The 25,454-nt window shown below is 62.2% G+C and carries 27 protein-coding genes and 1 riboswitch; of the genes, 24 read left to right on the top strand and 3 right to left on the bottom strand.

What is annotated here, in order from left to right:
* Positions 1-327: 327 nt before the first annotated feature.
* From cobT to O0882_RS27415, 13 genes are all read left to right on the top strand, one after another.
* A complete protein-coding gene (cobT, locus tag O0882_RS27355) occupies positions 328-1,368 on the top strand; it encodes a nicotinate-nucleotide--dimethylbenzimidazole phosphoribosyltransferase (RefSeq protein WP_289953116.1) in 1,041 nt (346 codons plus the stop codon).
* 4 nt (positions 1,369-1,372) lie between these two features.
* Positions 1,373-2,179, top strand: coding sequence for an adenosylcobinamide-GDP ribazoletransferase (locus tag O0882_RS27360; RefSeq protein ID WP_289953118.1), 807 nt, complete (start codon positions 1,373-1,375; stop codon positions 2,177-2,179).
* Between the two features lies 1 nt (position 2,180).
* Positions 2,181-2,735: a histidine phosphatase family protein gene (locus tag O0882_RS27365; protein WP_289953120.1), complete on the top strand. Its 555-nt coding sequence runs from the start codon at positions 2,181-2,183 to the stop codon at positions 2,733-2,735.
* A 44-nt stretch (positions 2,736-2,779) separates the two neighbouring features.
* Positions 2,780-3,022, top strand: a riboswitch (cobalamin riboswitch).
* Between the two features lie 126 nt (positions 3,023-3,148).
* Positions 3,149-5,014, top strand: coding sequence for a TonB-dependent receptor (locus O0882_RS27370; protein ID WP_289953123.1), 1,866 nt, complete (start codon positions 3,149-3,151; stop codon positions 5,012-5,014).
* An 88-nt stretch (positions 5,015-5,102) separates the two neighbouring features.
* Entirely contained in the window at positions 5,103-6,128 is a 1,026-nt protein-coding gene (locus tag O0882_RS27375) for an iron ABC transporter permease (RefSeq protein ID WP_289953125.1), read from the top strand.
* Entirely contained in the window at positions 6,125-6,898 is a 774-nt protein-coding gene (locus tag O0882_RS27380; RefSeq protein ID WP_289953128.1) for an ABC transporter ATP-binding protein, read from the top strand. Before O0882_RS27375 ends, O0882_RS27380 begins: the two co-directional genes overlap by 4 nt.
* A complete protein-coding gene (gene cobO / locus O0882_RS27385) occupies positions 6,895-7,533 on the top strand; it encodes a cob(I)yrinic acid a,c-diamide adenosyltransferase (protein ID WP_289953129.1) in 639 nt (212 codons plus the stop codon). Before O0882_RS27380 ends, cobO begins: the two co-directional genes overlap by 4 nt.
* A 7-nt stretch (positions 7,534-7,540) precedes the next feature.
* Positions 7,541-8,107 (top strand): bifunctional adenosylcobinamide kinase/adenosylcobinamide-phosphate guanylyltransferase, encoded by a 567-nt coding sequence (gene cobU / locus O0882_RS27390; protein ID WP_289953131.1) that lies wholly within the window; start codon positions 7,541-7,543, stop codon positions 8,105-8,107.
* On the top strand, positions 8,101-9,054 hold the full coding sequence (gene cbiB, locus O0882_RS27395) for an adenosylcobinamide-phosphate synthase CbiB (RefSeq protein WP_289953133.1): 954 nt from the start codon (positions 8,101-8,103) through the stop codon (positions 9,052-9,054). Before cobU ends, cbiB begins: the two co-directional genes overlap by 7 nt.
* Positions 9,047-10,051, top strand: coding sequence for a threonine-phosphate decarboxylase CobD (gene cobD / locus O0882_RS27400; protein WP_289953135.1), 1,005 nt, complete (start codon positions 9,047-9,049; stop codon positions 10,049-10,051). Before cbiB ends, cobD begins: the two co-directional genes overlap by 8 nt.
* The gene (locus tag O0882_RS27405; protein WP_289953138.1) at positions 10,048-10,959 is read left to right on the top strand and encodes a cobalamin-binding protein; all 912 of its coding nucleotides are present in this window, start codon (positions 10,048-10,050) and stop codon (positions 10,957-10,959) included. The genes cobD and O0882_RS27405 overlap by 4 nt, the downstream gene beginning before the upstream one ends.
* On the top strand, positions 10,956-11,753 hold the full coding sequence (locus tag O0882_RS27410; protein ID WP_289953139.1) for an ABC transporter substrate-binding protein: 798 nt from the start codon (positions 10,956-10,958) through the stop codon (positions 11,751-11,753). The genes O0882_RS27405 and O0882_RS27410 overlap by 4 nt, the downstream gene beginning before the upstream one ends.
* Positions 11,750-13,204 carry a cobyric acid synthase gene (locus tag O0882_RS27415; protein ID WP_289953141.1) on the top strand — a complete coding sequence of 485 codons (1,455 nt, stop codon included), beginning with the start codon at positions 11,750-11,752 and terminating at the stop codon, positions 13,202-13,204. The genes O0882_RS27410 and O0882_RS27415 overlap by 4 nt, the downstream gene beginning before the upstream one ends.
* Before the next feature lie 68 nt (positions 13,205-13,272).
* On the opposite strand, the gene O0882_RS27420 is transcribed toward O0882_RS27415, so the two are convergent.
* Positions 13,273-14,427: a hypothetical protein gene (locus O0882_RS27420; protein WP_289953142.1), complete on the bottom strand. Its 1,155-nt coding sequence runs from the start codon at positions 14,425-14,427 to the stop codon at positions 13,273-13,275.
* 207 nt (positions 14,428-14,634) lie between these two features.
* Here O0882_RS27420 and O0882_RS27425 point away from each other — a divergent pair, with 207 nt between their 5' ends.
* The 11 genes from O0882_RS27425 (at position 14,635) to yacG (ending at position 24,786) form a co-directional block, all read left to right on the top strand.
* The gene (locus O0882_RS27425) at positions 14,635-16,107 is read left to right on the top strand and encodes a DHA2 family efflux MFS transporter permease subunit (protein ID WP_289953144.1); all 1,473 of its coding nucleotides are present in this window, start codon (positions 14,635-14,637) and stop codon (positions 16,105-16,107) included.
* A gap of 73 nt (positions 16,108-16,180) precedes the next feature.
* Complete coding sequence (locus tag O0882_RS27430) at positions 16,181-17,377, top strand: type II secretion system F family protein (RefSeq protein WP_289953147.1); 1,197 nt, start codon at positions 16,181-16,183, stop codon at positions 17,375-17,377.
* A gap of 284 nt (positions 17,378-17,661) precedes the next feature.
* A complete protein-coding gene (locus O0882_RS27435; protein ID WP_289953149.1) occupies positions 17,662-18,396 on the top strand; it encodes a TetR family transcriptional regulator in 735 nt (244 codons plus the stop codon).
* Positions 18,393-19,736 carry an AarF/ABC1/UbiB kinase family protein gene (locus O0882_RS27440; protein ID WP_289953152.1) on the top strand — a complete coding sequence of 448 codons (1,344 nt, stop codon included), beginning with the start codon at positions 18,393-18,395 and terminating at the stop codon, positions 19,734-19,736. Before O0882_RS27435 ends, O0882_RS27440 begins: the two co-directional genes overlap by 4 nt.
* A gap of 169 nt (positions 19,737-19,905) precedes the next feature.
* Entirely contained in the window at positions 19,906-20,295 is a 390-nt protein-coding gene (locus O0882_RS27445; protein WP_289953155.1) for a hypothetical protein, read from the top strand.
* A gap of 304 nt (positions 20,296-20,599) precedes the next feature.
* The gene (locus O0882_RS27450) at positions 20,600-21,241 is read left to right on the top strand and encodes a DJ-1/PfpI family protein (protein WP_289953156.1); all 642 of its coding nucleotides are present in this window, start codon (positions 20,600-20,602) and stop codon (positions 21,239-21,241) included.
* Positions 21,242-21,457: 216 nt separating this feature from the next.
* The gene (locus O0882_RS27455) at positions 21,458-22,048 is read left to right on the top strand and encodes a DUF2867 domain-containing protein (protein WP_289953158.1); all 591 of its coding nucleotides are present in this window, start codon (positions 21,458-21,460) and stop codon (positions 22,046-22,048) included.
* 159 nt (positions 22,049-22,207) lie between these two features.
* The gene (locus O0882_RS27460) at positions 22,208-23,077 is read left to right on the top strand and encodes an A24 family peptidase (RefSeq protein ID WP_289953160.1); all 870 of its coding nucleotides are present in this window, start codon (positions 22,208-22,210) and stop codon (positions 23,075-23,077) included.
* Positions 23,078-23,110: 33 nt separating this feature from the next.
* Positions 23,111-23,758, top strand: a complete 648-nt coding sequence (gene coaE, locus O0882_RS27465) for a dephospho-CoA kinase (protein WP_289953161.1) — start codon at positions 23,111-23,113, stop codon at positions 23,756-23,758.
* Between the two features lie 62 nt (positions 23,759-23,820).
* On the top strand, positions 23,821-24,576 hold the full coding sequence (zapD, locus tag O0882_RS27470; RefSeq protein ID WP_071079369.1) for a cell division protein ZapD: 756 nt from the start codon (positions 23,821-23,823) through the stop codon (positions 24,574-24,576).
* An 18-nt stretch (positions 24,577-24,594) separates the two neighbouring features.
* Positions 24,595-24,786 (top strand): DNA gyrase inhibitor YacG, encoded by a 192-nt coding sequence (gene yacG, locus O0882_RS27475; protein ID WP_034748814.1) that lies wholly within the window; start codon positions 24,595-24,597, stop codon positions 24,784-24,786.
* 13 nt (positions 24,787-24,799) lie between these two features.
* Here the strand turns inward: yacG and O0882_RS27480 are convergent, their stop codons facing one another.
* On the bottom strand, positions 24,800-25,216 hold the full coding sequence (locus O0882_RS27480; RefSeq protein ID WP_289953166.1) for a PIN domain-containing protein: 417 nt from the start codon (positions 25,214-25,216) through the stop codon (positions 24,800-24,802).
* 6 nt (positions 25,217-25,222) lie between these two features.
* Positions 25,223-25,432: a DNA-binding protein gene (locus O0882_RS27485; RefSeq protein WP_289953169.1), complete on the bottom strand. Its 210-nt coding sequence runs from the start codon at positions 25,430-25,432 to the stop codon at positions 25,223-25,225.
* Positions 25,433-25,454 lie beyond the last annotated feature (22 nt).

Genomic DNA, 25,454 nt, shown 5'->3' on the forward strand with positions numbered 1-25,454 from the left:
GCACTTACATCAAATGCCCACACTTATCGACTGTTAATTGTTAAAGAACGGTATTCGGTACTGCTTTCGCGCTATCGACAAAGCGTTGTGTTTGTCAGCTGCGAAGAAGGAAGAGTATGAAGCTTTTTCAGAATTTCGTCAACCTTCTTTTTTACTACCCTCACCGTTTCCAGCGATCCCGTTGTTTCGCAAACTGCTGCGTCTCATTGGGGAGGCGAACTATAGCAAAGCCCCGCACGCCCTGCAAGGGCTATTTTGCAGTTGGGCAAATATTGCTGTGTGATATCGTAGCGCCAACAATCCCCTACCTCACCCACCTTGACTCCCATGCCTATCCCACACATCACCCCCACCGCCAATCCCGCACTGGCCAGCACACTCGAACATGCCATCAATAGCAAGACCAAGCCGCTGGGCAGCCTGGGACTACTGGAAACCCTGGCCCATCAGATCGGCCTGATCCAGCAAAGCACGCAACTGGCATTGCAGCAGCCTGCCATCATCGTTTTTGCGGCCGACCATGGCGTCGCCGCCGAAGGCATTTCCGCCTATCCACAAAGCGTGACCTGGCAAATGGTGGAAAATTTCCTGGCCAACGGCGCTGCCATCAATGTCTTTGCCCGTCAGAACGATTGCGCCCTCTATATAGTAGATGCAGGCGTCAACCACGACTTCGGCCCGCGCGACGGCTTGCTCGACCGCAAGCAAGGCCCCGGCACCCGCAACTTCGCCAAAGAGCCCGCCATGAGCAAAGAGCAATGCCTGGCCGCCATGCAGGCGGGCATGGACTTGGTCGCCACGCTCGATGGCAATGTGCTGGGCTTTGGCGAAATGGGCATCGGCAACACCACCGCTGCCGCCGCGCTGATGCACAAGCTGACGCAAACACCGGTCGCCGACTGTGTGGGCGCCGGCACCGGCCTGTCCAAGGAAGGCATATTGCACAAACAGCATGTGATCGAAGCGGCCGTCGCCCATCATGCGGCAGTCAATGATACGCTCGACGTACTGGCTACCTTCGGCGGTTTCGAGATCGCCATGATGGCAGGTGCCATGCTCAAAGCGGCCGAACGACGCATGATTTTGCTGATCGATGGCTTCATCGTCAGCAGCGCCCTGCTGGTGGCGGCCCGATTGCAGCCGGCCATCCTCGATTACTGCGTGTTTTCGCACTGCTCCGATGAAAACGGCCACCGCCAGCTGCTGGCCAGCCTGGACGCGCGTCCCCTGCTGCACCTCGACTTGCGCCTCGGCGAAGGCACGGGTTCGGCGCTGGCTTTGCCGCTGCTGCACGCGGCCGTCAACTTCATGCGCGAGATGGCGACCTTCGCCTCGGCCCAGGTCAGCGAAAAGTCCACGCCAGACTAAGACCATGACCAATCCCGTTTCCGCCGCAGTCCATCAGTGCCGCCTCTTCTTCATTGCGCTGCAGTTCTTCACGCGCCTGCCGATCCCGCGCTGGGTGGGCTTCGAGCCGGCATGGCTGCAACACGCCTCGCGCTACTTTCCGCTGGTCGGCGTGGTGGTGGCGGCCATTTCCGGCGCAGTGTATCTGCTGGCCAGCTGGCTCCTGCCTTCGGCGGTGGCCGTGCTGCTGGCCGTCGCCGCCGGCATTTATCTGACGGGCGCCTTCCATGAAGACGGCTTCGCCGACATGTGCGATGGCTTTGGCGGTGGGCTGACGCGCGAGCGGGTACTGGAAATCATGAAGGATTCGCGCATCGGCGCGTATGGCGCCATCGGCATCATCTGCCTGCTCGCCATCAAATGCGCGGCGCTCGCTTCGCTGCCGCCCGCCACGCTGGTGGCGACATTATTCATCGCCCATCCTTTGTCTCGCCTGGCCGCCGTCTCGCTGATATGGGTCATGGACTATGCGCGCGACGAAGGCAAGGCCAAGCCCATGGCACAAGAAATGACTACCGGAGAGTTCATCATCGCCGCCACCTGCGCCCTGCTGCCCGCCATCGCCTGCGGCGTGCTGGGGATATTTAACTGGGCTGCGCTGGTCTTTGCCATCGTGGTGGCAGCAGCTGTCGCATTCTGGCTGGGCCGCAAATGCCAGCACCGCCTGCAAGGTTACACAGGCGACTGCCTGGGCGCAGTACAGCAACTGGCGGAAGTGGCGATTTACCTGGCCATCCTGTCCAGCTTCCAGCCTCCCATACGCTTGTATTAACATGCGACTGATTTTAGTGCGCCACCCCGCCCCGCAGGTGACCAGCGGCACCTGCTATGGCCGCAGCGACGTGGCGGTGGCGCAGCACGAAATGGCCACGGTGCGCGCCAGCCTGCAAGCAACGCTGCCGGCCGGCGTGCCGCTGTATGCCAGCCCGTTGCGCCGCTGCGCCGGCCTGGCGACAGCCTTGGCGCAAGACTTGCCTTCCAGCTGCTTGCACTTCGACGCGAGGCTGGCCGAGATGGATTTCGGCGCGTGGGAAATGCAGCCCTGGCACGCGATTGCACGCGCGGACATCGATGCCTGGGCCGCCGATCTGGCCTGGTACCGCCCCGGCGGGGGTGAGAATGTGCTGGCGATGGCCGCCCGCGTCGATGCGTTTTTAGGCGATCTGTTGCGCGAACAACACGAAACGGCAGTCATCATCTGCCACGCGGGCACCATCCGCCTGCTGTCGGCACTGCAAGCCCGGCTGCCATTGGAAGAAACCGCCCTGCTGGCGGCCCGTTCCGCCCATAAAATCGCCTACGGCGCGACGGTCGTCGTCGATTTCTGATATCGAATCGTCCAGCCAGGCATTTCAGTCCACGCCTGCTGCACGTATAATGGCGGGGTTTTGGTGCCCGCGCTCATGTCCATGAGCGCAGTTAAACGGGAAACACGATGCCGCTCCCGCGGCGAGCGTGTGCTGCCCCCGCAACGGTAAGCAAGTGTCGCCCCTCCCGACAGGAAGCGGGCGACAAGCTATCTCTGACAACCACTGTGCTTGCAATCATCGAGCATGGGAAGGTGGGATAGCCGTACTTGCCAGCCCGGATACCGGCCAGGACAGGTGGAAGTGTGCGAACGGGGATGTTCGCGATCCGAATGGCCCATGGCCATCTTCGATCGTCATCGTCAGTTCCCACTTCTGTTCAATCTGGCCTACGGGGACGTCGGCTGGTTGCATATTACTTACTGAAAATTATCATGACCCATGCTGTTTCCCGCCACGCGGCCCTCACGTCGCTCGCGCTAGCCATTGCCGCGCCTGCCGCTTTCGCCCAAGCCACGCCAGATACCTTCGACCCGGTGATCGTTACCGCGACCCGCACTCCACAAAAAGCCAGCGAATTGCTGGCCAATACGGCCATCATTACCAGCGAAGACATCGCACGTTCGGGCGCTGGTTCCGTGACCGAGTTGCTGCAAAAGCAGCGCGGCATCGAAGTGACGCGCAATGGCGGCGCAGGCACGGCGGCGTCGGTGTTCATTCGTGGCGCGAACAGTACCCAGAATATCGTTCTGGTGGACGGCGTCCGCATCGGTTCCTCGACCCTGGGTACCGCCAACTGGAGCCCGGTTCCACTGGCCAATATCGACCGTATCGAGATCGTCTACGGCCCATTGAGCACCCTGTACGGTGCCGACGCCATCGGCGGCGTCATCCAGATTTTCACCAAAAAAGGCAGCGGCACGCCAGTGGTTGGCGCATCGGTCGGCTTTGGCAGCGATGCCACGCGTCAATATGACGCCAGCGTTTCGGGTGCAACCGGTGGCTACAATAGCCTCAGCTACTCGCTGAACGTCAGCAAGGAAAAAAGCGACGGCTTTTCGGCCACCAAACCAGGTAATTTCTCTTACAACGCCGACAAAGACGGCTACGACAAGAAAAGCGTCACGGGCCAGCTTGGCTTCCAGTTGGCCAAGGGGCACGACCTGGGCCTGGTGTTCATGAACAGCAAACTTGAAGCCCAGTACGACAGCGGCCCTGGCTACGATACGCGCAGCAATCAGAAACTGGAAAACATCGGCGTATTCATGAACAATGAATTCGTTCCAGGCTGGCACAGCAAGGTCCAAGTTGCCGAAGCACGCGACAAGGCCAACGAGGACACCTCTGCGGGCGCGGCCGGCAAGAGCTCTCTGGAAACCAAGCAATCGACTTTCGACTGGCAAAATGACATCGCCATCGGTATCGACACGCTGCAATTGCTGGCCAGCTACCGCAAGGAAGAAGTCGTCTCCAGCGCCAAGCCAATCTTGAATCGTGCCCGCGACACCAAGTCGCTGGCAGCGTCCTACACCATGAAGCGCGAGCAGCACCTGCTCAGCGCCAGCCTGCGTCGCGACAAGATGTCGGAAACCGGTTCGACCACCACTGGCAGCCTTGGTTACGGCTACCAGATCAACAATGCCTTGCGCGCTACCGCCAGCTATGGCACCAGCTTCCGCCAGCCCACCTACAATGAACTGTATTACCCAGGTTACGGCATTGCCAGCAACCGTCCTGAAAAAGGCCGCAATGCGGAAGTTGGCCTGCGCTACGATGATGGCAAGACGCAACTGAGCGCCGTGTACTATCACAATCGTGTAACCGATTTGCTGATTTATGCGGATACCTGTCCGGTTGAAGTGGCCACGCATCCGTTCGGCTGCGCCTACAACGTCAACAAGGCATTACTGGAAGGCATCACCCTGACCGGCCGCCGCAAGTTTGGCGACTTTGGCCTCAGCGGCAATATCGACCTGCAAGATCCACGCGATCAAACCCTGGACAAATCGCTGGTGCGCCGCGCCAAGCGTCACGCCAACTTTGCAGCCGACTACAGCATCGGTCAACTGAACACAGGCGCCGAATGGCAATTGTCGGGCAAACGCTTTGAAAATCCTGCCAACACGACCAGCCTGGGCGGTTATGGCCTGGTCAACCTGTTCGCGACCTATCAAGTGGCACGTGACTGGTCAGTACTGGCACGCTGGAACAATATCACTGACAAGAAGTATGAACTGGCACGTAACTACAATACCGCCGGCTCCAACTTCTTCGTCGGCCTGCGTTACGGCTCGAAATAACCATGTTGTAATGATGTAAGCTGCGGGCGATGGCATGCCGCCGTCGCCCGCGGATGCAGTTCTGCAGTCCCCGTTTTTAAGGCAGTACATGCACCCATTTTTCCGCAACATGCGCCACCGCGCCACCGTGATCCTCACGGTACTGATCGTGTGCGCAATTGCCAGCCTGATTTTCTCCGGCATGATCGGTTCGATCGCGATTCCGCTCGCCGACCTGCCGTCCGCCCTGTTCCATGTGGTGCAGGGCAAGACCGATACCCTCGCCGCCACCCTGCTCGACCTGCGCCTGGGCCGCGCGCTGACCGCGTTTGTCACGGGCGCAGCGCTGTCGCTGGCCGGCGTCATGATGCAGGCGCTGCTGCGCAATCCCCTGGCCGACCCGTACGTGCTGGGCATTTCCGCCGGCGCCTCCGTTGGCGCGCTGGCCGCGCTGCTGTTCATGTGCGCGCTGTGGGTGGTCGACGCTGCCGCCTTTGCCGGCGCCATCGGCGTGTCCATGCTGCTGTATTTCTTTGCCCGCCGCGACCTGCGCGGCGGCACGGCGGCCGAAGGCGGCGCCTCGCTCTTGCTGCTGACAGGCGTGATCCTGGCCTCGGCCTGCATGGCCATCGTCACGCTGATGCTGTCGATTGCCCCGGAAAGCCGCTTGCGCAGCATGGTGTTCTGGATGATCGGCGACCTGGCCGGCACTCCCGCGCGGCTGATGCCCTGGCTGGTCCTGGCCGGCGCCCTGGTCTTCGCCTTGCGCTGCGCGCGTTCGCTGAACATCATGGCGCTGCACGCGGAAGCGGCCAGCACCCTGGGCGTACGCGTGGGCGCCCTGCGCAAGGGCCTGTTCTTCTGTTCCGGCCTGCTCACGGCCAGCGCCGTCACCAGCGCCGGCAGCGTGGGTTTTGTCGGCCTGATCGTGCCGCATGCACTGCGCTTTGCCTGCGGCCCCGATCATCGCCTCTTGATTCCCGCCGCCGCGCTGGCCGGCGGCACCTTCCTCGTGCTGGCGGACACGTTGGCGCGTACCGTGCTGGCCCCCTTGCAGCTGCCCGTCGGCGTCGTCACGGCCATGATAGGCGCGCCCGTCTTCCTGTACCAGCTCCATCGATTGCGCCGCACATGATACGCACCTACCAACTCGGCCTGAAGGCGGGCACGCGCTGCCTGGTGGAAAACCTCGCCTGGCACATCAGGGATGGCGAATGCTGGAGCGTGATCGGCCGCAATGGCGCGGGCAAGAGCACCTTGCTGCGAGCGCTGGCCGGCTTGCGCGAACCCGATGCGGGCCACGTGACGATACAGGGCCGCGCCCTGGTCGACTGGCCGCTGGAGGCGCTGGCGCGTGAACGGGCCTTCCTGGCGCAAGCGCGCCACGATGCATTCTCGTACCGCGTCATCGAAACCGTGCTGTCGGCGCGCCACCCGTATCACGACAACCATTACTGGGAAGGCAGCGACGACCAGCGTGTCGCCCTGGCGGCGCTGGCATCGATGGAAGTGGAACACCTGGCCGAGCGCGACGTGCGCAGCCTGTCCGGCGGCGAACGCCAGCGCGTGGCGATCGCCGCCATGCTGGCGCAGGATACGCCCTTGCTGCTGCTGGACGAACCGGCCAATGCGCTGGACCTGGCGCACCAGGTCAGCGTCATGGGCCTGCTGTCGAAACTGTGCCGCGAACAAAATAAAACCGTGGTGATGGTAGGCCATGACCTGAATCTGGCGCACAGCGTCTCGACGCATGCGCTGCTGCTGATGGGCGACGGCGGCTGGCTGGCCGGCTCCGTGGCCGAGGTGATGCAGGCATCCATTCTGGGCGACTACCTGGGCCACCCTATCGAGATCATAGCCCACGGCAAACGCAAGATATTCATACCGAAAGAGGATCAGACATGAGCAACAACATCGACGCGGACACCGCCGCTAATACCGCAGCTATAAATCAACGCCACCGCGTGCGCATGGAGCGCAAGAAGGCCATCATCGACGCGGCCATCGCCAAGGCCGACAAGGAAATCGGCATCATCATCGTCAATACGGGCAATGGCAAGGGCAAGAGTTCGAGCGGCTTCGGCATGGCCATCCGCGCCATGGGCCACGGCATGAAGGTGGGCGTGGTGCAGTTCATCAAGGGTGCCATGTCGACGGGCGAAGAAAAATTCCTGCGCCGCTTCCCCGACGAAATCAGCTTTCATGCGATGGGCGAAGGCTATACCTGGGAAACGCAGAACCGCGAACGCGACATCGAAAAAGCCGAACTGGCATGGGAGCAGGCAAAGACCTTCCTGGCCGACCCCAGCTATGGCCTGGTGCTGTTCGACGAACTCAATATCGCCCTCAAATACAACTACCTCGATGTGCATAAAGTCATCGCCGACCTGCTGGAACGCCCGGCCATGCAGCACGTGGTCATCACGGGCCGCGGCGCGCCGGACGAATTGATCGCCATCGCCGACACCGTCACCGAAATGGCCGTCGTCAAACATGCGTATGCGGCCGGCATCGGCGCGCAACTCGGCACCGAGTGGTAACAGCGCCATGACACGCACCCTGGTCTTCGGCGGCGCCCGTTCGGGCAAGAGCGCCTATGCGGAAAAGCTGGCCTGCGAGTCGGGCAAGGAAATCGTCTATATCGCCACAGCACAGGCGGGCGATGAGGAGATGGCCACGCGCGTCAGGCACCACCGTGCGCAACGTCCGGCCGAGTGGGCGACACTGGAAGAGCCGCTGCGCCTGGGCGACGCCATCCTGCGGGAAGCATTGCCCGGGCGCCTGCTGCTGGTCGACTGCCTGACCTTGTGGCTGACGAACCTGATGTTTTCCAGCGGCGAAACGTATCCGGACGTGGGCGACATCGCCCTGCCCGAACTGTTCCACAGCGAGCGCGCGCACCTGCTGTACGCGCTGGCCGAAATCGAAGACACCGGCTGCGACCTTGTGCTGGTGTCGAACGAAGTGGGCATGGGCATCGTGCCGTATGGCGCCATCTCGCGCTGCTTCACCGATGAAGCGGGCCGTCTGAACCAGGCCGTGGCGGCCATCTGCGACAGGGCCGTGTTTGTCGCCGCCGGCCTGCCCCTGCACCTGAAAGGCGCCCCATGCTGAGCGGCTTGTCGCTGCCCATGCTGGCAGGCCTGATGACGGCCAGCGTGCTGCTCGATCTGATCCTGGGCGAGACGCGCCGCTGGCATCCGCTGGTGGGCTTTGGCCGCCTCGCCAGCGCGCTCGAACGCCTGCTGAACCGGGGCCGTGGGCTTTTTCTGCGCGGCGCGCTGGCGTGGTCGCTGGCCGTGCTGCCGATCAGCTATGCCGCCTGGTGGCTGTGCGGCCTGGCGGGTGCCGCCCTGCATGTCTTCCTGCTATATCTATGTCTGGGCCTGCGTAGCTTGCGCGACCACAATCAGCCGATCGCCGAAGCCCTGGCCATGGATGACCTGGACAACGCACGCCTGCTGACAGCGCGCATCGTCAGCCGCGACACGGCCAACGCCGATGCGGCCAGCCTGGCCAAGGCCAGCACGGAATCCTTGCTGGAAAACGGCAACGATGCCGTCTTCGGCACCCTGTTCTGGTTTGCCGTGGCGGGCGGCCCTGGCGCCGTGCTGTTCCGCCTGGCGAATACCCTCGACGCCATGTGGGGCTACCGCAACGAACGTTATGACTGGTTCGGCTGCTGCGCCGCGCGCATCGACGACCTATTGAATTACCTGCCGGCGCGCCTGACGGCCCTGTCGTATGTCGTCATGGGCAAGACCATGGCGGATAAAAAACGCGCCTGGCACTGCTGGCGCAGCCAGGCCCCCAGCTGGGGCAGCCCGAACGCGGGGCCCGTGATGGCCAGCGGCGCAGGTGCCCTCGGCCTGGCCCTGGGTGGAGACGCCATCTACGACGGCGAGCTGGAACGCCGCCCGCCGCTGGGCGCCGGCCGTCCGGCCGAAGCGCGCGACATCGACCGCGCCTGGCGCCTGGTGGCCGAAACGGCCGTGCTGTGGCTGATCTGGGTGGCGCTGCTGGCCGGGCTGTATTACCTGCGGGGGAAATACCTTGCTTGAACATGGCGGCAACCTGCGCGACGCCGCGCGCGAATATGGACGACCACTGGCCGAATGGATCGACCTGTCGACCGGTATCAATCCGCACGGCTATCCCGTGCCCGCCAGCAGCGCCAGCGCCTGGCACCGTCTGCCGGAAAGCAACCCGGCGCTGGCCGCCGCCGCTTGTGCCTACTATCACGCGCCAGCCATGCTGCCGGTGGCCGGCACGCAGGCGGCCATCCAGGCCTTGCCCCGGCTGCGCGCGCCGTCCTGCGTGGTGGTCGCCGCGCCCTCGTACGCGGAGCACGCGCACCACTGGGGCCAGCACGGCCACAGCTTGCGGCATGTACCGTATGCGCAGCTGGCCAATGCGGTGGACAGCTGCGACGTGATGGTTGTCTGCAACCCGAACAACCCCACCGGCGCGCACATCGCGCCCGAGGTGCTGCTGGACTGGGCAAACAGGCTGGCCCAGCGCGGCGGCTGGCTGGTGGTCGATGAAGCGTTTGGCGACACGCAGGCGCAAGCGGGCCTGGGACCGCATGCGGGCCTGGGACCGCATGCGGGCCAGCCGGGACTCATCGTGCTGCGCTCGGTCGGTAAATTCTTTGGCCTGGCGGGACTGCGCCTGGGCTTTGTCGCCGCTCATCCCGAGCTGCTCAGCAAGCTGGCCGACATGCTGGGGCCATGGACCGTCAGCGGCCCGGCGCAGCAAGTGGCCCTGGCCGCGCTGACCGACGCGCGCTGGCAGGATGCGATGCGCCTGCGCCTGCGCGACGAAGGCGAACGCCTGCGCCAGCTGCTTGCCAGCCACGGCATCGCCAGCGGCGGCTGCGCGCTGTTTCAATGGTGGCCGGAAGAAGACGCCGAAGCCTTCTGGCACCACATGGCGCAGCAGGGCATCTGGGTGCGCCTGTTCCGCCACGCCGCCTACGGCATCCGCCTGGGCTTGCCGCCGAACGAAGACGCCTGGCTCCAGCTGGAACAGGCACTCACCACATGGAAGAAGCTATGAACCACTTGAAAACAGCACTGCTGCTGGCGGGACTGATCTCGACCCAGGCACACGCCGCCATCACCGTGCGCGATGACGATGGCAATACCGTCACCCTGGCCAAGCCCGCGCAGCGCATCCTGGCGCTGGCACCGCACGTCACGGAGCTGCTGTTCGCAGCCGGTGGCGGCGAGAAAATCGCCGGTGTCGTCAGCTATAGCGACTATCCGGAAGCTGCCAAAAAAATCCCGCAGGTAGGCGACAACCGCCAGTACGACATGGAACGCATCATCGCCATGAAGCCGGACCTGATCGTCGTGTGGATGCATGGCAGCGCCGAGCGCCAGATCGCCATGCTGCGCCAGCTGAAGGTGCCGATTTATCACAGCGAGCCGCGCAAGCTGGCCGACATCCCGGACAGCATGGAGCGCCTGGGGCAACTGATGGGAACGGAAAAAACCGCCAAGCCGGCCGCCGCGCAGCTACGCGCCAAACTGGCCAGCCTGACGGCCCAGTATGCGCAGCGCCCGCCCGTGCGCGTGTTTTACCAGGTGTGGGACAAGCCCCTGTATACCTTGAGCGGCGCGAGCATCATCAGCGACTCCATGCGCGTATGCGGCGCGCAGAATATCTTTGCCGCGATGAAGGTGGTGGCACCCGTCGTCACGCCGGAAGGCGTGCTGCAGGAAGATCCGGAAGTCATTTTCGGCACCAGCGAAAAAAGCGATCCGCGCAGCGAAGGCGGCCTGGCCATGTGGCGCGCCTTCCCGTCGATGACGGCCGTGCGCAGGAATAATCTGTTCCGCCTGAATGGCGACCTGCTGAACCGCGCCGGCCCGCGCATGATCGAGGGCACCGCCGCCATGTGCGAGCAACTGGAGGTGGCCCGCCAGCGCCGCAGCGCTCCCGCAGCCAAGACGGCGCCATGAGTCACTATCAGCGCATCGCCTGCCTGTCGACGGAAGCCGTGGAAACGCTGTATGCGCTGGGCGCCGAAGACGTCATCGCAGGCATTTCCGGCTTCACCGTGCGCCCTCCCCGTGCACGCGAGGAAAAGACCAAGATCAGCGGCTTTTCGTCGACCAACCTGGAACGCATACTGGCAGTGAAACCGGATCTCGTGATCGGCTTTTGCGACATGCAGGCCGATATCTGCCGCGACCTGGTCAAGGCCGGCATCGAAGTGCACCAGTTCAACCAGCGCACGGTGGACGGCATCCTGCGCATGATCGCCGTACTGGCCGCGCTGGTGCAGCGCGAGGACGCCGGCCGCGAACTGATCGCCAGCCTGCGCGCGGATATCGCCGCCGCCCGGGCCCGCGCCGCCGCCTGGACGCGCAAGCCCGTGATGTACTTTGAAGAGTGGAATGAGCCGCTGATGAGCGGCATCGGCTGGGCGGCGGAATTGATCGGCATCGCCGGCGGCACGGACGCCTTCCCGGAATTGTCCGCGCACCCGGGCGCGAAAGAGCGCATCATCGCCGATCCTGTGGCCGTGGTGCGGCGCGCGCCCGACATCATCCTCGCCAGCTGGTGCGGCAAGAAGTTCCAGCCCGCGCAACTGGCGGCACGCCCGGGCTGGGAGGCGATTCCCGCCGTGCGCAATGACATGCTGTTCGAGATCAAGTCGCCCGACATCCTGTCGCCCGGTCCGGCGGCGATTACCGAAGGGCTGCGCCAGATCAGCGACATCATCGCGCAGTGGCAGGTACAACAGGCATGAAGACTCCCTTCCCCGCCCTGATGGTGCAAGGCACGACGTCCGACGCGGGCAAGAGTACCGTCGTTGCAGCCTTGTGCCGATTGTTGATGCGCCGCGGCGTGACGGTGGCGCCCTTCAAGCCGCAAAACATGGCCTTGAATAGCGCCGTGACGGCGGACGGCGGAGAAATCGGCCGCGCGCAAGCCTTGCAGGCACTGGCCTGCGGCATCGCGCCGCACACGGACATGAATCCGGTACTCTTGAAACCGTCGTCGAACACGGGCGCGCAGGTGATCATCCATGGCAAGGTGCGCGCCGAGATGGATGCGCGCGACTACCAGCAATATAAAACCATCGCCATGGGCGCCGTGCTCGAATCTTTCGCGCGCCTGCGCCAGCAGTACGACGCCGTCATCGTCGAAGGCGCCGGCAGCCCCGCCGAAGTCAACCTGCGTGCGCGCGACATCGCCAACATGGGCTTTGCCGAAGCCGTCGACTGTCCCGTGATTCTGGTGGCCGACATCGACCGTGGCGGCGTCTTCGCGCACATCATCGGCACCCTGGCGTGTTTGTCCGACAGCGAGCGCGCGCGCATCCTCGGCTTTGTCATCAACCGCTTCCGCGGCGACATCTCGCTGCTACAACCGGGCATCGACTGGCTGGAGCAGCAGACTGGCAAGCCCGTGCTGGCCGTGCTGCCCTACCTGCAAGGCTTGTTCCTCGACGCGGAAGACGCCGTCGAAGCGACGCAGACAGAACGCGGCGCCTTCAAGGTGCTGGTGCCGCAACTGCCGCGCATCAGCAACCACACGGATGTCGATGCGCTGCGCACCCATCCCGGCATCGACCTGCAATTCATCCAACAAGGACAGCCGATTCCGCCGGCCGACCTGGTGATCCTGCCCGGCAGCAAGAACACGCGCGGCGACCTGGCCTGGCTGCAGCAGCAGGGCTGGCCCGCCTATCTGGCCAGGCACCTGCGCTACGGCGGCAAGGTCATCGGCATCTGCGGCGGCTTCCAGATGCTGGGACACAGCGTGCGCGATCCGCTGGGCGTGGAAGGCGTGGCGGGAGAGTCAACGGCACTGGGCCTGCTCGACATGGTGACTGAACTGACGGCGGAAAAACGCCTGCAACAGGTGGCAGGGCACTGCGCATTTGCCGGCGCGGACGATGCGCGCGTGGCAGGCTATGAAATCCACATGGGCGTCTCGCAGGGCGCCGCCCTGCGGCAGCCGGCGTTCATGATCGATGGACGGCCCGAGGGGGCCGTATCGGGCGACTCGCAAATCCTGGGCAGCTATTTGCACGGCATGTTCGACACGCCCGCCGCGTGTTCGGCGCTGCTGCGCTGGGCGAGGCTGGACTCCGGCCACACGGTGGACACCGCCGCCCTGCGCGAGGCCAGCCTGGAGCGCATCGCCGACGCGGCGCTGCCGCTGCTGGATGCACTGGAACGATTGCCACGCTGATGGGGATGTCGGGTTACGCCGTACCGGCTAACCCGACCTACTTGCTGGATCAGATCAAACGCTAGCCGTCATTTTTTCAGGCACATGCCCATGTACGAACGGTCGGTCGAAAACTCGACTGCCATGCTCGACGACACGGGCATGAACATCGAATAGTCGGCTGGCACATCGGCCGGGTCCTTGAACACGGCGATGCCATCGAAATCGATGGCTTGCGCGCCCAGGCCCAGCTTGTTGACGGTGATGGTTTCCGCATGCGTCTTGCCGGTGGTGTTATTCGTCAGGGTGGCGGTGTTGCCGGCAACGACGATGTTCGCGCTGATGCCCGACGCCGCGCAGGCGTAACTGCCGGCGATTTCGGTGCCGATCTTCTGTTGTTTGGCCGCCACGATGGTGCCCACGCGCATGACGTTTTCCTGATTGCGGCTGTAGCGGTCGATGAACAGCGCCACCCCCCGGTCCCCCGCGTGCACGTGCACGATGCCGAAGTCCTGGCCACCCTGGCGAGCGACGAGCAAGCCGTTCTTCGCATCCTTGACCAGGGTCAGGCTGGCGTTTTCCGCTTCCAGCTGCGGCGATACCGCGGAGCACACGCCTTGCGCGTTGAACACGCCGCCATTGCACAGTTGGGCCGCTCCGTCGGCTGCGATCTTGAGACTGCCTTTCGGATTGAAGCGGTCAGCGCCGTTCGATGCATTGCGCATGGCACCCAGGAAAATATAGTTGCCGGCCAGCTTGGCCACGTCACCCACCGCATAGCCGCTGCCGCTGACGGTCGAGACCATGTTACCCAATTTGATATTGCCCGACAGCAGACGCGTGCGCGCATCGACGGTAACGCTGAAATCCGTTGCCGTGTAGGTAGTGAGATTACCGGTGGTGGTGGCGCTGAACGTGCCGCTGCGGTCGCTCAAGCCGAACTGCGTCGACAAGACACGGATGACATAGGTTTTCTTGACGCTGTCAAACGTGATGCGCCAGGTGTCGCCGATATCGGCGGCCACGTCATACACGCTTTCGTCAGCACTGGCACCGCCAATGACATTCAGGCCAGCCTCTTTCGCCACGGCTTCCGATGCCACCGTCACGCTGTCGGCGGGGACGACGGGAGGCGTGACCACGACGGGTGGCGTGACCGGTGCTTCCGGCGTACCGCCATCGCTGCCGCCACCGCATGCGGACAGGGCAGCGCCCAGGACAAGGAACGTAAATGCATTTTTCATGTGGTGTGACTTTCGGAAAAAGAGGAGGCCGGAGCTGCCAGAAACACATGCTAGCCTTGCCCGCAATCTATTGCCATGGAACAAATGTTCCATGGACGCCGCCCCCCGCACACTGCCAGAATGACGGGCGCGGGCGGCACGCAGGCGCCATTTATGTGACAATTCATCGTACTGTCGGCTCCGTTTCTCCTCCTCAGGCTCGCATTCATGACCAGTTCCCCGATTAAAAGCTACCTTCCCTGGGTGGTCGCCACTGCCCTGTTCATGGAGCAACTCGACTCCACCATCGTCAACACCGCCATCCCCGCCATGGCCGCCAGCCTGCATGTGACGCCGCTGAGCCTGAAGGCCGTCGTCACCAGCTACATCCTGAGCCTGGCCGTGTGCATTCCCATCAGCGGCTGGATGGCCGACCGCTTCGGTACGCGGCGCGTATTTTCCGCCGCCGTTGCCATCTTCACCCTCGCCTCCGTCCTGTGCGGCCTGTCCGTGAATGCCCCCATGCTGGTGGCCGCACGCCTGCTGCAAGGGGTGGGCGCGGCCATGATGATGCCGGTGGGCCGGCTCACCATCATCCGCACCTTTCCCAAGTCGCAATTGCTGGCGGCCATGAATTTCGTCATCATCCCCGCCCTGATCGGCCCCCTGCTGGGCCCCACGGTGGGCGGGCTGATCGTGCACTGGCTGTCGTGGCGCGAGATTTTCTTCGTCAACGTGCCCGTCGGCCTGGCAGCGCTGTACCTGGCGCACCGCTATATGCCCGATTACTACGGCGACAAGCCCCGTCCGCTGGACCTGATCGGCCTGGTGCTGTTTGGCACGGGCATCGCGCTGCTGTCGTGGCTGCTGGAAATTTTCGGCGAACATCGCATCGATGCCACCTCGTTTGCCGTGCTGCTATTCATTTCCATCAGCCTGCTGGCCGCGTATGCCTGGCATTCGAGCGAAGTACTGCACCCGCTGCTGCGCCTGACCCTGTTCAAGATCCGCACCTTCCGCGTCTCTGTGGTGGGCGGCTTCGTCACGCGCCTGGGCGTGGGCGGCCTGCCCTTCCTGTTGCCGCTCTTGTACCAGCTGGGCCTGGGCTTGCCCGCCTGGCAGTCCGGCTTGCTGATGATGCCGTCGGCGGCGGCTGCCATGGGCATGAAATTCATTTCCGCGCGCGTGCTGGCCCGCTTCGGCTACCGCCAGGTGTTGATCGTCAATACCGTGCTGATCGGCATCACCATCGCCATGTTTTCGCAGGTGGGCGCGGGCACGCCCCTGTACGTGATCGTCGGCATCAGCCTGTGCATGGGCTTTTTCAATTCGCTGCAATTTTCCAGCATGAACACCATCGCGTATGCCGATGTCGACAAGAGCGACTCCAGCATGGCCAGCACCATCGCCAGCTCGATGCAGCAACTGTCGATGAGCTTTGGCCTGGCCTTCGGTTCGCTGATCACGGGCTGGTACCTGGGCGACATGCCGCAGTCGGACCGCGCCATGCTCAGCACCGCCCTGCACCACACCTTCCTGACCCTGGCGGCCCTGACGGTACTGTCCTCGCTGACCTTCTGGACCTTGCGCCGCGACGATGGTGAAAGCATCAGCAAGGGCACCGACAGCGACGAGGAAGAGGCGGCCGACGTGAAGGCCCAGGCCCTTGTGCAGACGGAAGTACAAAGCACAAAAGGCTGAGCCACCTCAAGCTTGCCACCGGCGCCGCTGGTGCTTTTGACCGGCGCTGCTACCGTGACGGCAGGAGGTGCACATGGCGGCCGAGCGGCGCTTTGCATGGAAGGGCACGGACCGTCATGGCCAGGCGATCGATGGCATCTTGCGCGCCGCCGACGCCAGCGCGGCCACGCTCGCGCTACGACGCCAGGGCATCCTGGCCACCCGGGTGCAGGCTGTGCGCGCCGCGCCCGGCAAGGCCATCACGCGCAAGGATATCGCGCTGTTCACGCGCCAGCTGTCGACCATGATGGCGGCCGGCGTGCCGCTGCTGCACGCCTTCGATATCGCCGGCAAAGGCCACGCCAAACCCGCCGTCACCGAGCTGATGCGCGACTTGCGCCACGCCATCGAAGCGGGCAGCAGCCTGCAGCAGGCCTTCCGCCAGTTTCCGCTGCTGTTCGACGAGCTGTACTGCAAGCTGCTGGCGGCCGGCGAACAGGCGGGCATCGTGCAGGACTTGCTGGCGCGCCTGGCCACGCACCAGGAAAAGGCCATCGCCCTGCGGCGGCAAGTGCGCGGCGCGCTGATGTATCCGCTGGTCATCGTGCTCGTCGCCATCGCTGTCACGGCCATCATCATGAGCGTGGTCGTGCCCGCCTTCCGCCAGGTATTCGACAGCTTCGGCGCGCCATTGCCGCTGCCCACCCTGGTCGTCATGGACTTATCGGCTTTTGTTGTCCGCTACTGGCTGGCTCTGTTGGCGGTGCTCGTGCTCGCTTGCCTGCTGCTGCACCTGGCCTGGCGCCGCTGGCCCGCCTTGCGGCGCAACACGCAGCTGCGGGCATTGCACCTGCCCGTGTTCGGCCCACTGTTGCGCAAGGCGGCGATTGCGCGCTGGACGCGTACCCTGGCCGCCATGTTTGCCGCCGGCGTGCCGCTGCTCGACTCGCTCGGCCTGGTGGGCGCCGCCTCCGGCCACGCGCAGTACCAGGAAGCGACGACGCGCATCGAACGCGAAATCCGCGCCGGCGGCAGCCTGGCCCTGGCCATGGAGCACAGCGGCGTGTTTCCCCCGCTGCTGACGCAACTGGCCCTGATCGGCGAGGAATCGGGCGCACTCGACGCCATGCTGTCGCGCGCGGCCGACATCATCGAGGCGGACATCGACAGCACGGTGGCCACCCTTTCCACGCTGCTGGAACCGGCACTGATGGTGGTGCTGGGCGTGCTGGTCGGTTCCCTCGTGATCGCCTTGTATCTGCCGATTTTCAAGCTGGGCGCCGTGATTTGACCGCGCGCCTGTAGGTCGCCACCGACACCCGGCATGCACCCATGCATACACCCATGCGTGTAATACATCTACCTTCTTATCGAATAATAGTCATTGACTATTCAATAGATGTACAATATATTCAATTAATAGATAGTAGGCATCGTATATTCATATCGCAATGCAGGGCATGAGGTAATCCCAGGGGTGGCTCTGCCTGCTCGCCGTCGCAATTCTTACATGGTTGGGCCAGACTTGATTGTTTCGCCCCGCCCCGACATTCCACTCTTTTTCAAATTTCGATCATGCGTACTTCCAAAGCCCAACAAGCCAAAAACCATCGGCTGATCATTCAGACCGCAGTGGACCTGATGACCCAGCATGGGTTTGAGGGCACCACCATGAAGCAGATCGCGCGTGCCGCCGACGTGGGTGATGCCACCATCTACAAATACTTCCCCACCAAGGAGAAACTGGTAACCGCCTACTTTCAGCAAGCAATTGCAGACGCAGTGGCGCAGGCCGACAAGACGGAGGGACAGAACGAATTTTCGCTGCAGGAGCGCCTGCAACTGGTGATCGAGAGTCTGCTGGAAGGTTTGCTGGCCGACCGCGAATTTGTGGGTCTGGCGCGCGGCATGGTGCAGCGCGCGCCCACGCTGCTGTTGGGCGAGCAACTCCCCGGCAAGCCTTTGCTCCAGCAAACCTTCCTCCAGATGCTGGAGCAGGCCGAGACGACCGGTGAAATCGTGCCTTGCGGCTTCAAGCCCAGCCTGGCCGGACTGTTGGCCGACTATGTGTACGGCGTCATTGCGTACTGGCTGCGCGACACCTCCGACCAATTTTCCAACACCACACAAATGGTCGATTTAAGTTTGGGTGTGCTGGTGTTAGCCTTGCGCAGCGGCCTGGTGGACAAACTGCTGGAGCTGGGCGGGTTCATGGTGCGCAGCCAGCTGGCGCGCCTGATGCAAGACGGCAATGGCTTGCTGGATCTGCTGCAATTGGCCCGCCGCGGCTTGGGTGGCGTACGCTCATGAGGCCCACGACCAAGACGAACAAAGTTGCGCAATTGCCGCGTACCGGGCGTCTTTCGCGTGGCGCGATTGTCGGCATGGCAGTGGCGCGGGCCGGCTTGACCCACCTGGGCCATAAGGCCAAGTCGATGACGCGCGACGATGCGAAAACGGAACAGGCCCGCGTGGCACATGAGGCGGAACTCGGGCGCATCCTGTTTGCCGCGTTGAACCAGCTCAAGGGCACGGCACTCAAAGCCTCGCAGCTGCTCAGCATGGAACTAGGCTTTCTACCCGAGGGCATGCGCCAGGAACTGGCCCGTGCCCACTACCAGGTCACGCCGCTGAACCGCGCGTTGGTGATCAAAGTGATGCGCCAGGAGTTTGGCCAGGATCCGCAAGCCCTGTTCCAGCAATTCGATCCGATCGCCTTTGCCGCCGCCAGTCTGGGTCAGGTCCACGCCGCCATCATGACCGATGGTCTGGCAGTGGCCGTCAAACTACAATACCCCGGAATGGCGGACTCCATTGGCAGCGACATGCGTATGCTGCGCAGCCTGCTGCAAGCCTTGGGGGAACGCTCGGAGATGATGCCCAAAGCCGATATCATCGCGCGCATGATGGATGACATCGAACGGAAACTGGCCGAGGAGCTGGACTATTTGCACGAGGCACAGACCATGCAATGGTTTGCACAGCATCTCACGCTGCCGGGCCTGGTGATCCCCCAGCCGGTAATGGGCCGCACCACACGCCGCGTGCTGACCATGCAACGCCTGCCGGGACTGCATCTGAAAGAATGGTTGCTGACCGAACCCGATCAAGCCGCACGTGACCAGGCTGGTCAGTTGCTGTTTGACGCCTTCTTTCATTGCACCTTTGTGCTGCACCGCTTGCAAGCCGACCCGCATCCGGGCAACTATCTGTTCATGCCGGACGGCCGACTGGGCCTGCTGGACTTTGGCTGCACCCACGCGCTGGACGCTGACTTTTGCCAAGCGCTCAGCGCGCTTTGGTCGGCACAGTTGCGCGACCCGGCGGACCACAGTGCCATGCATCAGGCCTATCGGGACTTGGGCCTGATTGGGCCGAATCTGAATGAGCAGGACTTTTGCCAGCAACTGCTGCCGGCAATGGCCGAGCGGCATGCCTGGCAGAAGTTGCCGTTTACCGTGGCGGTGTATGACTTTGCGCAACACCCGCCATACCCACGTCCATCAGCCGAGCATCAGCGCCAGGCACTTCGGCACCTGCAGTCCTTGCCGGAGGAACTGCCCTACGTAGACCGGGCCTATTTAGGTCTGCTCCAGCTTCTCAAAACCCTCGGTGCACGTGTGCGCACCGCCAACCCCTGGATTCGTTAAATGCATACCACGTTTCTGCTTCCGGCATGCGCAGTCTTCATCATGCCTGGCAGCAGCCGCGCCGCCCTTGCGCAGTATCCGACCAGCACAGTTCAATCACCCGGTGCTGCACTTGATCCGAAGCCTGAAACCACCAAGCCTGTCGGCAACTCTCTCGAAAAGAAAAAACATGTCCAAGTCTGCGTATAGCGCCAAAGTATTCGCCATCTACTTGTTCGTCATTGGGCCCATGTTAGTCGTCGCGCCAAACTTCTTGCTGTCGATCTTACAAATGCCTCCAACCTCCGAGGTCTGGATTCATTTGCTTGGCGTTGTCGTATCCATGCTTGGCGTCTATGCGTGGGTCGCGGCCAGGCACGAAAACAAGCCGTTTCTGGTGGCGTCGGTATACACGCGCTTCTTCGTGTTCGCGGCCTTCACGACCTTCGCTGCCATAGGCCTTGCCAGCCCAATGATCGTTTTTTTCGGCGTCGCAGATCTTCTTGGAGGAATGTGGACCTACTTCGCACTGAAAGCCGACGCGCAGTCGGCAAGAACTGTCCTAAGTAACCCCCAATAAATTATTGTGATTTCTGACTTCCATAACCGGCGCTCTGCAAGGTGGCCGACGAGGCTTGCCCGCTGCTAGCAGTGCTCGCACTGCGTCGCAGCGGGCGCCTTGCATGGCATCCGGTTCTGTTCGTCATAAATTCACAATAATTTCCTGAGGATTACTTAGCGGGCCAGCACTGAGTCCCGTCCAATCAGGAAAAGAAGTGCTTCACAAACAGATATTTGACGGACTTATTCACAACTGCGGACGCAAAAAGTGTGGTGCTCGTCCGCGGTCTCATTTTGAATCGACGCAAACGGCGGAGCGCAACATGAAGAAAATAGTCATCGTGATTTTTGATCATTTCACCGATTTGGATTTGTTCCTGATGTGGGACATCCTCGGGAGGAATAAGACGGACTGGCAAGTGAAGATATTGGGAACAAAGGAAGCACATCAATCCGCAAACGGTCTGCTTATCCAGACCCACGGGTGCATCAGCGAAGCGAATGACGCAGACGTTGTATTGTTTTCCAGCGGTAAAGTTGGCGTGAAAGGCGCCATCGCCAACCAGGATTTCATGCGTGCATTTTCCCTGAATCCAGATACGCAGCTCATTGGATCGATCTGTGCCGGCTCGTTCATTCTTGCCAAGTTGGGTCTGCTGGCATTGGGGCCAGCCACGACTCATCCCGATGCCAAAGAGGAACTGCAAGCGCTGGGAATTGAGGTTCTCGATTTGCCCTTGGTATGCAAAGGAAATGTTGCGACCGCAGGTGGCTGTTTGTCTGCCGTGTATCTGATCGGTTGGGCCGTTGAGGCCTTGTTCGGCCGGGACAAACGTAAAGAAACACTCAGAGAACTTATTCCGGCCGGCCAAAGCGCAATCTATGAACGACTCATTGATACGAGTATCCGAGACGCCATTGCCCCGAAAGCAGGCGTTGGCGCAATATTAAGTAACCCCCAATAAATTATTGTGATTTCTGACTTCCATAACCGGCGCTCTGCTGTGTTGCCCGCTGCTAGCAGTGCTCGCACTGCGTCGCAGCGGGCGCCTTGCATAGCATTCGGTTCTGTTCGTCATAAATTCACAATAATTTCCTGAGGATTACTTAGATGGAGCATGCCGGCCCATGTGACCACGATGCAAGCATTCCGGCCGCCAGAGCACGTTTGCAAACTTGGAATGCGCGCCAATCAATACAACCGCAGTCCGACCGTCACTCACTTTACAGAGAGAGTTTTATTCATGACAAACGAAGCAAACAAAGTCTTCTTCATTGCCGCACCGGCAGCAGCCATGTCGGCGTCAGGATTGACGCGCATTGATTTCTCCGACGGCTATTCCGGTCAGGGGGATCGAACCTACGTGGACGCCGAACAAGCGGGGCGCGCCGTGTTCGCTGAACCGCATCGCATGCTCACCTGGCTCATTATTCTGCGCAACGGAATCGTCGCACCATTGGGACTAAAGAAAAGTATCAGCTTTAGCGATCGCGGGCTGGGGAAGATCGGCATGTTTCCGATTATTTCCAGTACGGGCACTGAAGTCGTCGTCGGTGGTGACGACAAGCATCTGGATTTTCGGATCTGGATAAGCATTCAACCGAGTCTGAAGGGATCGGAAGTGACGGTTTCAACCTTGGTTAAAATAAACAATCTCTTTGGAAGAGTTTATTTGTTTATCATCATGCCGTTTCATAAGCTGCTGACTCGCTCGCTGTTGGAGCGCGCGGTCAACCGGCGCGACAAGGTGCACCGCAAGCCAGAAAGGTGACCTCATTGTTGCCGCTAGCCGAATATTGACCATCTAAAGGCAGCGCAGGCGTTTCCAGCACCCTGCGCAAAACATCCCCATGTGCTGGCAGATGTTTTACACTGCGGCAGTGCCAGGCAATGTTTGCGCGGCAACATCATCACCTCAGACCAATCCACCATGCTGCAAGATACCCTGCTGTTCGCTGCGCCCGGCAATCTGCCCGTCGCCCTCGTCGCCGCCCTGTTCGGCCTGATCGTCGGCAGTTTCCTCAACGTGGTGATCCACCGCGTGCCGAAAATGATGCAGCGCGAATCCGATAATTATGTGGCGGAAGAAAGCGGCCAACCCTTGCCGCATACGGACCGCTACAACCTGATGCTGCCACATTCGCACTGCACCGCTTGCGGCCACCGCATCACGGCCATGGAAAACATCCCCGTCATCAGCTACCTGCTGCTGCGCGGCAAGTGCAGCGCCTGCAAGGCCCCCATCTCCGTGCGCTATCCGCTGGTGGAACTGCTGACGGGCGCGCTGTCGGCCCTGTTGATCTGGCACTTCGGCAGCGGCTGGACGGGCCTGGCCACGCTCGTGTTTGCCTGGCTGCTGATCGCCATGACCTTCATCGATGCCGACACGCAAATGCTGCCCGACGACCTGACCTTTCCCCTGCTGTGGGCGGGACTGCTGGTCAACATCAATGGCACTTTCGTGCCCCTGCAAGACGCAGTCATCGGCGCGGCCGCCGGCTACCTGGCCCTGTGGGCCGTGTACTGGGCCTTCAAGCTGGCGACAGGCAAGGAGGGAATGGGCTATGGTGACTTCAAATTGCTGGCGGCGCTCGGCGCCTGGCTGGGCTGGACCATGTTGCCGACCATCATATTGTTGTCGTCGCTGGTCGGCGCCGTGGTCGGCATCGGCCTGATCGTCTTCGCCAGGCGGGGACGCGACAAACCGATTCCGTTCGGCCCCTACCTGGCGGCGGCGGGCCTGATCGCGCTGCTGTACGGCGCACCCCTGTCGCGCCTCACACAAAACCTGACCGGCTGACCGGTACAGCACTGCGCCACTATGGATAAATACATGCAACGACAAAACGTCCCTTATTTCAGCGTGGGCCTTACCGGCGGCATCGGTTGCGGCAAGAGCACCGTGGCCGACCTGTTCGCCGCGCACGGCGCCACCATCGTCGACACCGACCAGATCGCCCACAGCCTGACGGCACCGAACGGCGCCGCCATGCCGGCCCTGGTGGCGGAATTTGGCCCCGACTACGCCGATGCGCGCGGCGCCCTCGACCGCACCAAAATGCGCAACTTGGTGTTTGCCGACGCCGCCGCCAAGGCCAGGCTGGAAGCCATCCTGCACCCGCGCATCCGCCAGGCCACCCTGGCGGCGGCCGCAGCAGCGACGGGTAGCTATGTGATATTCGCCGTGCCCCTGCTCGTCGAGTCCGGCGGATGGGTGGAAAGAGTCAACCGCGTGCTGGTCATCGATTGCCAGGAAAGCCTGCAAGTGTCGCGCGTGATGGCACGCAATGGATTATCGGAAGAACAAGTGAAAGCCATCATGGCCACGCAAGCCACGCGCGCCATGCGCCTGGCGGCGGCGGACGATGTGATCGACAATAATGGCGATTTGGCCGCCCTGGCGCCGCAGATTGCCCAGTTGCACGATTTATATCTGGCATTTTCAAAAAGAATGGCCGGAATCGGGCCGCAACGTTTGTAATTTGTCGACGCTTGGTTCAAAATCACGGGATTGTTTGCAGGTCCTTACTTAAGGGAATTATTTTGATTGTCTACGAATACCCTTTCAACGAACGCATACGTACCTTGTTGCGGCTGGAAGACCTGTACGACAAATTCAAGTTCTTCATCCAGCAAGAGCATGCAATGCAGCACCATGTTGCCTTGGCAACTATTTTCGACATGCTCGAAGTGGCCGGCCGCGCCGACCTGAAGTCCGACCTGCTGCAGGAACTCGAGCGCCAGCGCCAGAGCCTGCTGGGCTACCGCAGCAATCCGAATGTGGAGCCGGAAACCCTGGACGCCATCCTCGGTGAACTCGACAGTGTCAGCGGCGCCCTGGTGGCGGCGCAAGGCAAGACAGGGCAGAATATCCGCGACAATGAATGGCTGATGAGTATTCGCGGCCGCACCATCATCCCCGGTGGCGCCTGCGAATTCGACTTGCCCTCCTACTTTGCCTGGCAAAAACGCAGCTCCGAGCAGCGTCTGACCGATATCCACGCCTGGTTCGCACCGCTGGCGCCCCTGTTCGATGCGCTGGCCCTGGTCTTGCGCCTGCTGCGCGATTCCGGCGGCCCCGTTAAACTGATCGCCAATGGCGGCAGCTACCAGCAAATGCTGCAAGGCAAGGTGTACCAGATGCTGCGCCTGAGCCTGGATGAAAACATCGGCGCCATCCCGGAAATTTCCGCCAACAAATACATGCTGTGGGTACGCTTCACCACCCAGGGTGGCGACTTGAAACCCAAGCCGCTGGAAGAAGATGTTCCGTTCGAGCTCACGCTCTGTAATTTTTAACTGTTACTTATTTGCCCCATCATGACCGTCGTTAATTGCCCAACCTGTGCCGCCAAAGTCGAATGGACTGAAGCCAACAAATTCCGCCCCTTCTGCTCGGAACGCTGCAAGCAGATCGACCTGGGTGCCTGGGCCGAAGAGAAATACACGATCCCCGCCGCCGATCCGTTCGAAGATCCTCTCGCGGACGAAGACAACAAGCCGCAGTAAGCCGCAGTTAGCCTCAACTGAACGGATTTTCCAGGCGCAGTCCTTGCGTCACGAAACTGTCGAGCCTGCCGCTGACCACCGTCAAGCCATAGGCGATGCCCATCGCCGCGATCTGTCCATCGATGCCGTGCGCATGGCCGCGGCCATGCAGGCGCGCACACACGAGCGCGCAATCGAGGTCGAATTCCAGCAGCCGCGGCGCATACTCTGCCAGCACGGCTTCCAGCCAGCCTTCCAGCGCCAGTGCTTCCAGCGCCGCTTCGCGCCGCCAGCTGCGCTGTATGCCCGCACGCAGTTGCGCGATCACCTGCACCGGCACATAGCGCATTTCCGGCGCCACCCGCTCGAAAAAATCGAGCACGCCCGCCGGCGCAGCGCTGCCCTTGCGCGCAGCAACGATCACATCCGTATCGAGCAGATAGGCGGCCATGGCACGTCAGGAGCGGCGCTGGAAATCCGCGTCCAGCCCCACCTCGGGCATGCTGCGCAAAATATCGTCGAGCGGACGCTTCGGCAGCGGCCGCAAGGCGCTGCGCAGGATGTCGCGGTGCTCCTCTTCGATGCTGCGCCCATGCGCGCGGGCACGCTTGTGCAGCGCGGCGATCAGCAATTCATCGGTATCGGTAAAGGTCAGTGTCAGCGGCATGCGAGACTCCCCGGTGCTTGAT

It is taken from the genome of Janthinobacterium sp. SUN073 (assembly GCF_030397665.1).
Taxonomy (GTDB): domain Bacteria; phylum Pseudomonadota; class Gammaproteobacteria; order Burkholderiales; family Burkholderiaceae_D; genus Janthinobacterium.

Bases quoted from the DNA above. Each gene is read 5' to 3' on its own strand.
- cobT (WP_289953116.1), top strand. From the start codon at position 328: ATGCCTATCCCACACATCACCCCCACCGCCAATCCCGCACTGGCCAGC.
- O0882_RS27360 (WP_289953118.1), top strand. From the start codon at position 1,373: ATGACCAATCCCGTTTCCGCCGCAGTCCATCAGTGCCGCCTCTTCTTC.
- O0882_RS27365 (WP_289953120.1), top strand. From the start codon at position 2,181: ATGCGACTGATTTTAGTGCGCCACCCCGCCCCGCAGGTGACCAGCGGC.
- O0882_RS27370 (WP_289953123.1), top strand. From the start codon at position 3,149: ATGACCCATGCTGTTTCCCGCCACGCGGCCCTCACGTCGCTCGCGCTA.
- O0882_RS27375 (WP_289953125.1), top strand. From the start codon at position 5,103: ATGCACCCATTTTTCCGCAACATGCGCCACCGCGCCACCGTGATCCTC.
- O0882_RS27380 (WP_289953128.1), top strand. From the start codon at position 6,125: ATGATACGCACCTACCAACTCGGCCTGAAGGCGGGCACGCGCTGCCTG.
- cobO (WP_289953129.1), top strand. From the start codon at position 6,895: ATGAGCAACAACATCGACGCGGACACCGCCGCTAATACCGCAGCTATA.
- cobU (WP_289953131.1), top strand. From the start codon at position 7,541: ATGACACGCACCCTGGTCTTCGGCGGCGCCCGTTCGGGCAAGAGCGCC.
- cbiB (WP_289953133.1), top strand. From the start codon at position 8,101: ATGCTGAGCGGCTTGTCGCTGCCCATGCTGGCAGGCCTGATGACGGCC.
- O0882_RS27405 (WP_289953138.1), top strand. From the start codon at position 10,048: ATGAACCACTTGAAAACAGCACTGCTGCTGGCGGGACTGATCTCGACC.
- O0882_RS27410 (WP_289953139.1), top strand. From the start codon at position 10,956: ATGAGTCACTATCAGCGCATCGCCTGCCTGTCGACGGAAGCCGTGGAA.
- O0882_RS27415 (WP_289953141.1), top strand. From the start codon at position 11,750: ATGAAGACTCCCTTCCCCGCCCTGATGGTGCAAGGCACGACGTCCGAC.
- O0882_RS27420 (WP_289953142.1), bottom strand. From the start codon at position 14,427: ATGAAAAATGCATTTACGTTCCTTGTCCTGGGCGCTGCCCTGTCCGCA.
- O0882_RS27425 (WP_289953144.1), top strand. From the start codon at position 14,635: ATGACCAGTTCCCCGATTAAAAGCTACCTTCCCTGGGTGGTCGCCACT.
- O0882_RS27430 (WP_289953147.1), top strand. From the start codon at position 16,181: ATGGCGGCCGAGCGGCGCTTTGCATGGAAGGGCACGGACCGTCATGGC.
- O0882_RS27435 (WP_289953149.1), top strand. From the start codon at position 17,662: ATGCGTACTTCCAAAGCCCAACAAGCCAAAAACCATCGGCTGATCATT.
- O0882_RS27440 (WP_289953152.1), top strand. From the start codon at position 18,393: ATGAGGCCCACGACCAAGACGAACAAAGTTGCGCAATTGCCGCGTACC.
- O0882_RS27445 (WP_289953155.1), top strand. From the start codon at position 19,906: ATGTCCAAGTCTGCGTATAGCGCCAAAGTATTCGCCATCTACTTGTTC.
- O0882_RS27450 (WP_289953156.1), top strand. From the start codon at position 20,600: ATGAAGAAAATAGTCATCGTGATTTTTGATCATTTCACCGATTTGGAT.
- O0882_RS27455 (WP_289953158.1), top strand. From the start codon at position 21,458: ATGCGCGCCAATCAATACAACCGCAGTCCGACCGTCACTCACTTTACA.
- O0882_RS27460 (WP_289953160.1), top strand. From the start codon at position 22,208: ATGCTGCAAGATACCCTGCTGTTCGCTGCGCCCGGCAATCTGCCCGTC.
- coaE (WP_289953161.1), top strand. From the start codon at position 23,111: ATGCAACGACAAAACGTCCCTTATTTCAGCGTGGGCCTTACCGGCGGC.
- O0882_RS27480 (WP_289953166.1), bottom strand. From the start codon at position 25,216: ATGGCCGCCTATCTGCTCGATACGGATGTGATCGTTGCTGCGCGCAAG.
- O0882_RS27485 (WP_289953169.1), bottom strand. From the start codon at position 25,432: ATGCCGCTGACACTGACCTTTACCGATACCGATGAATTGCTGATCGCC.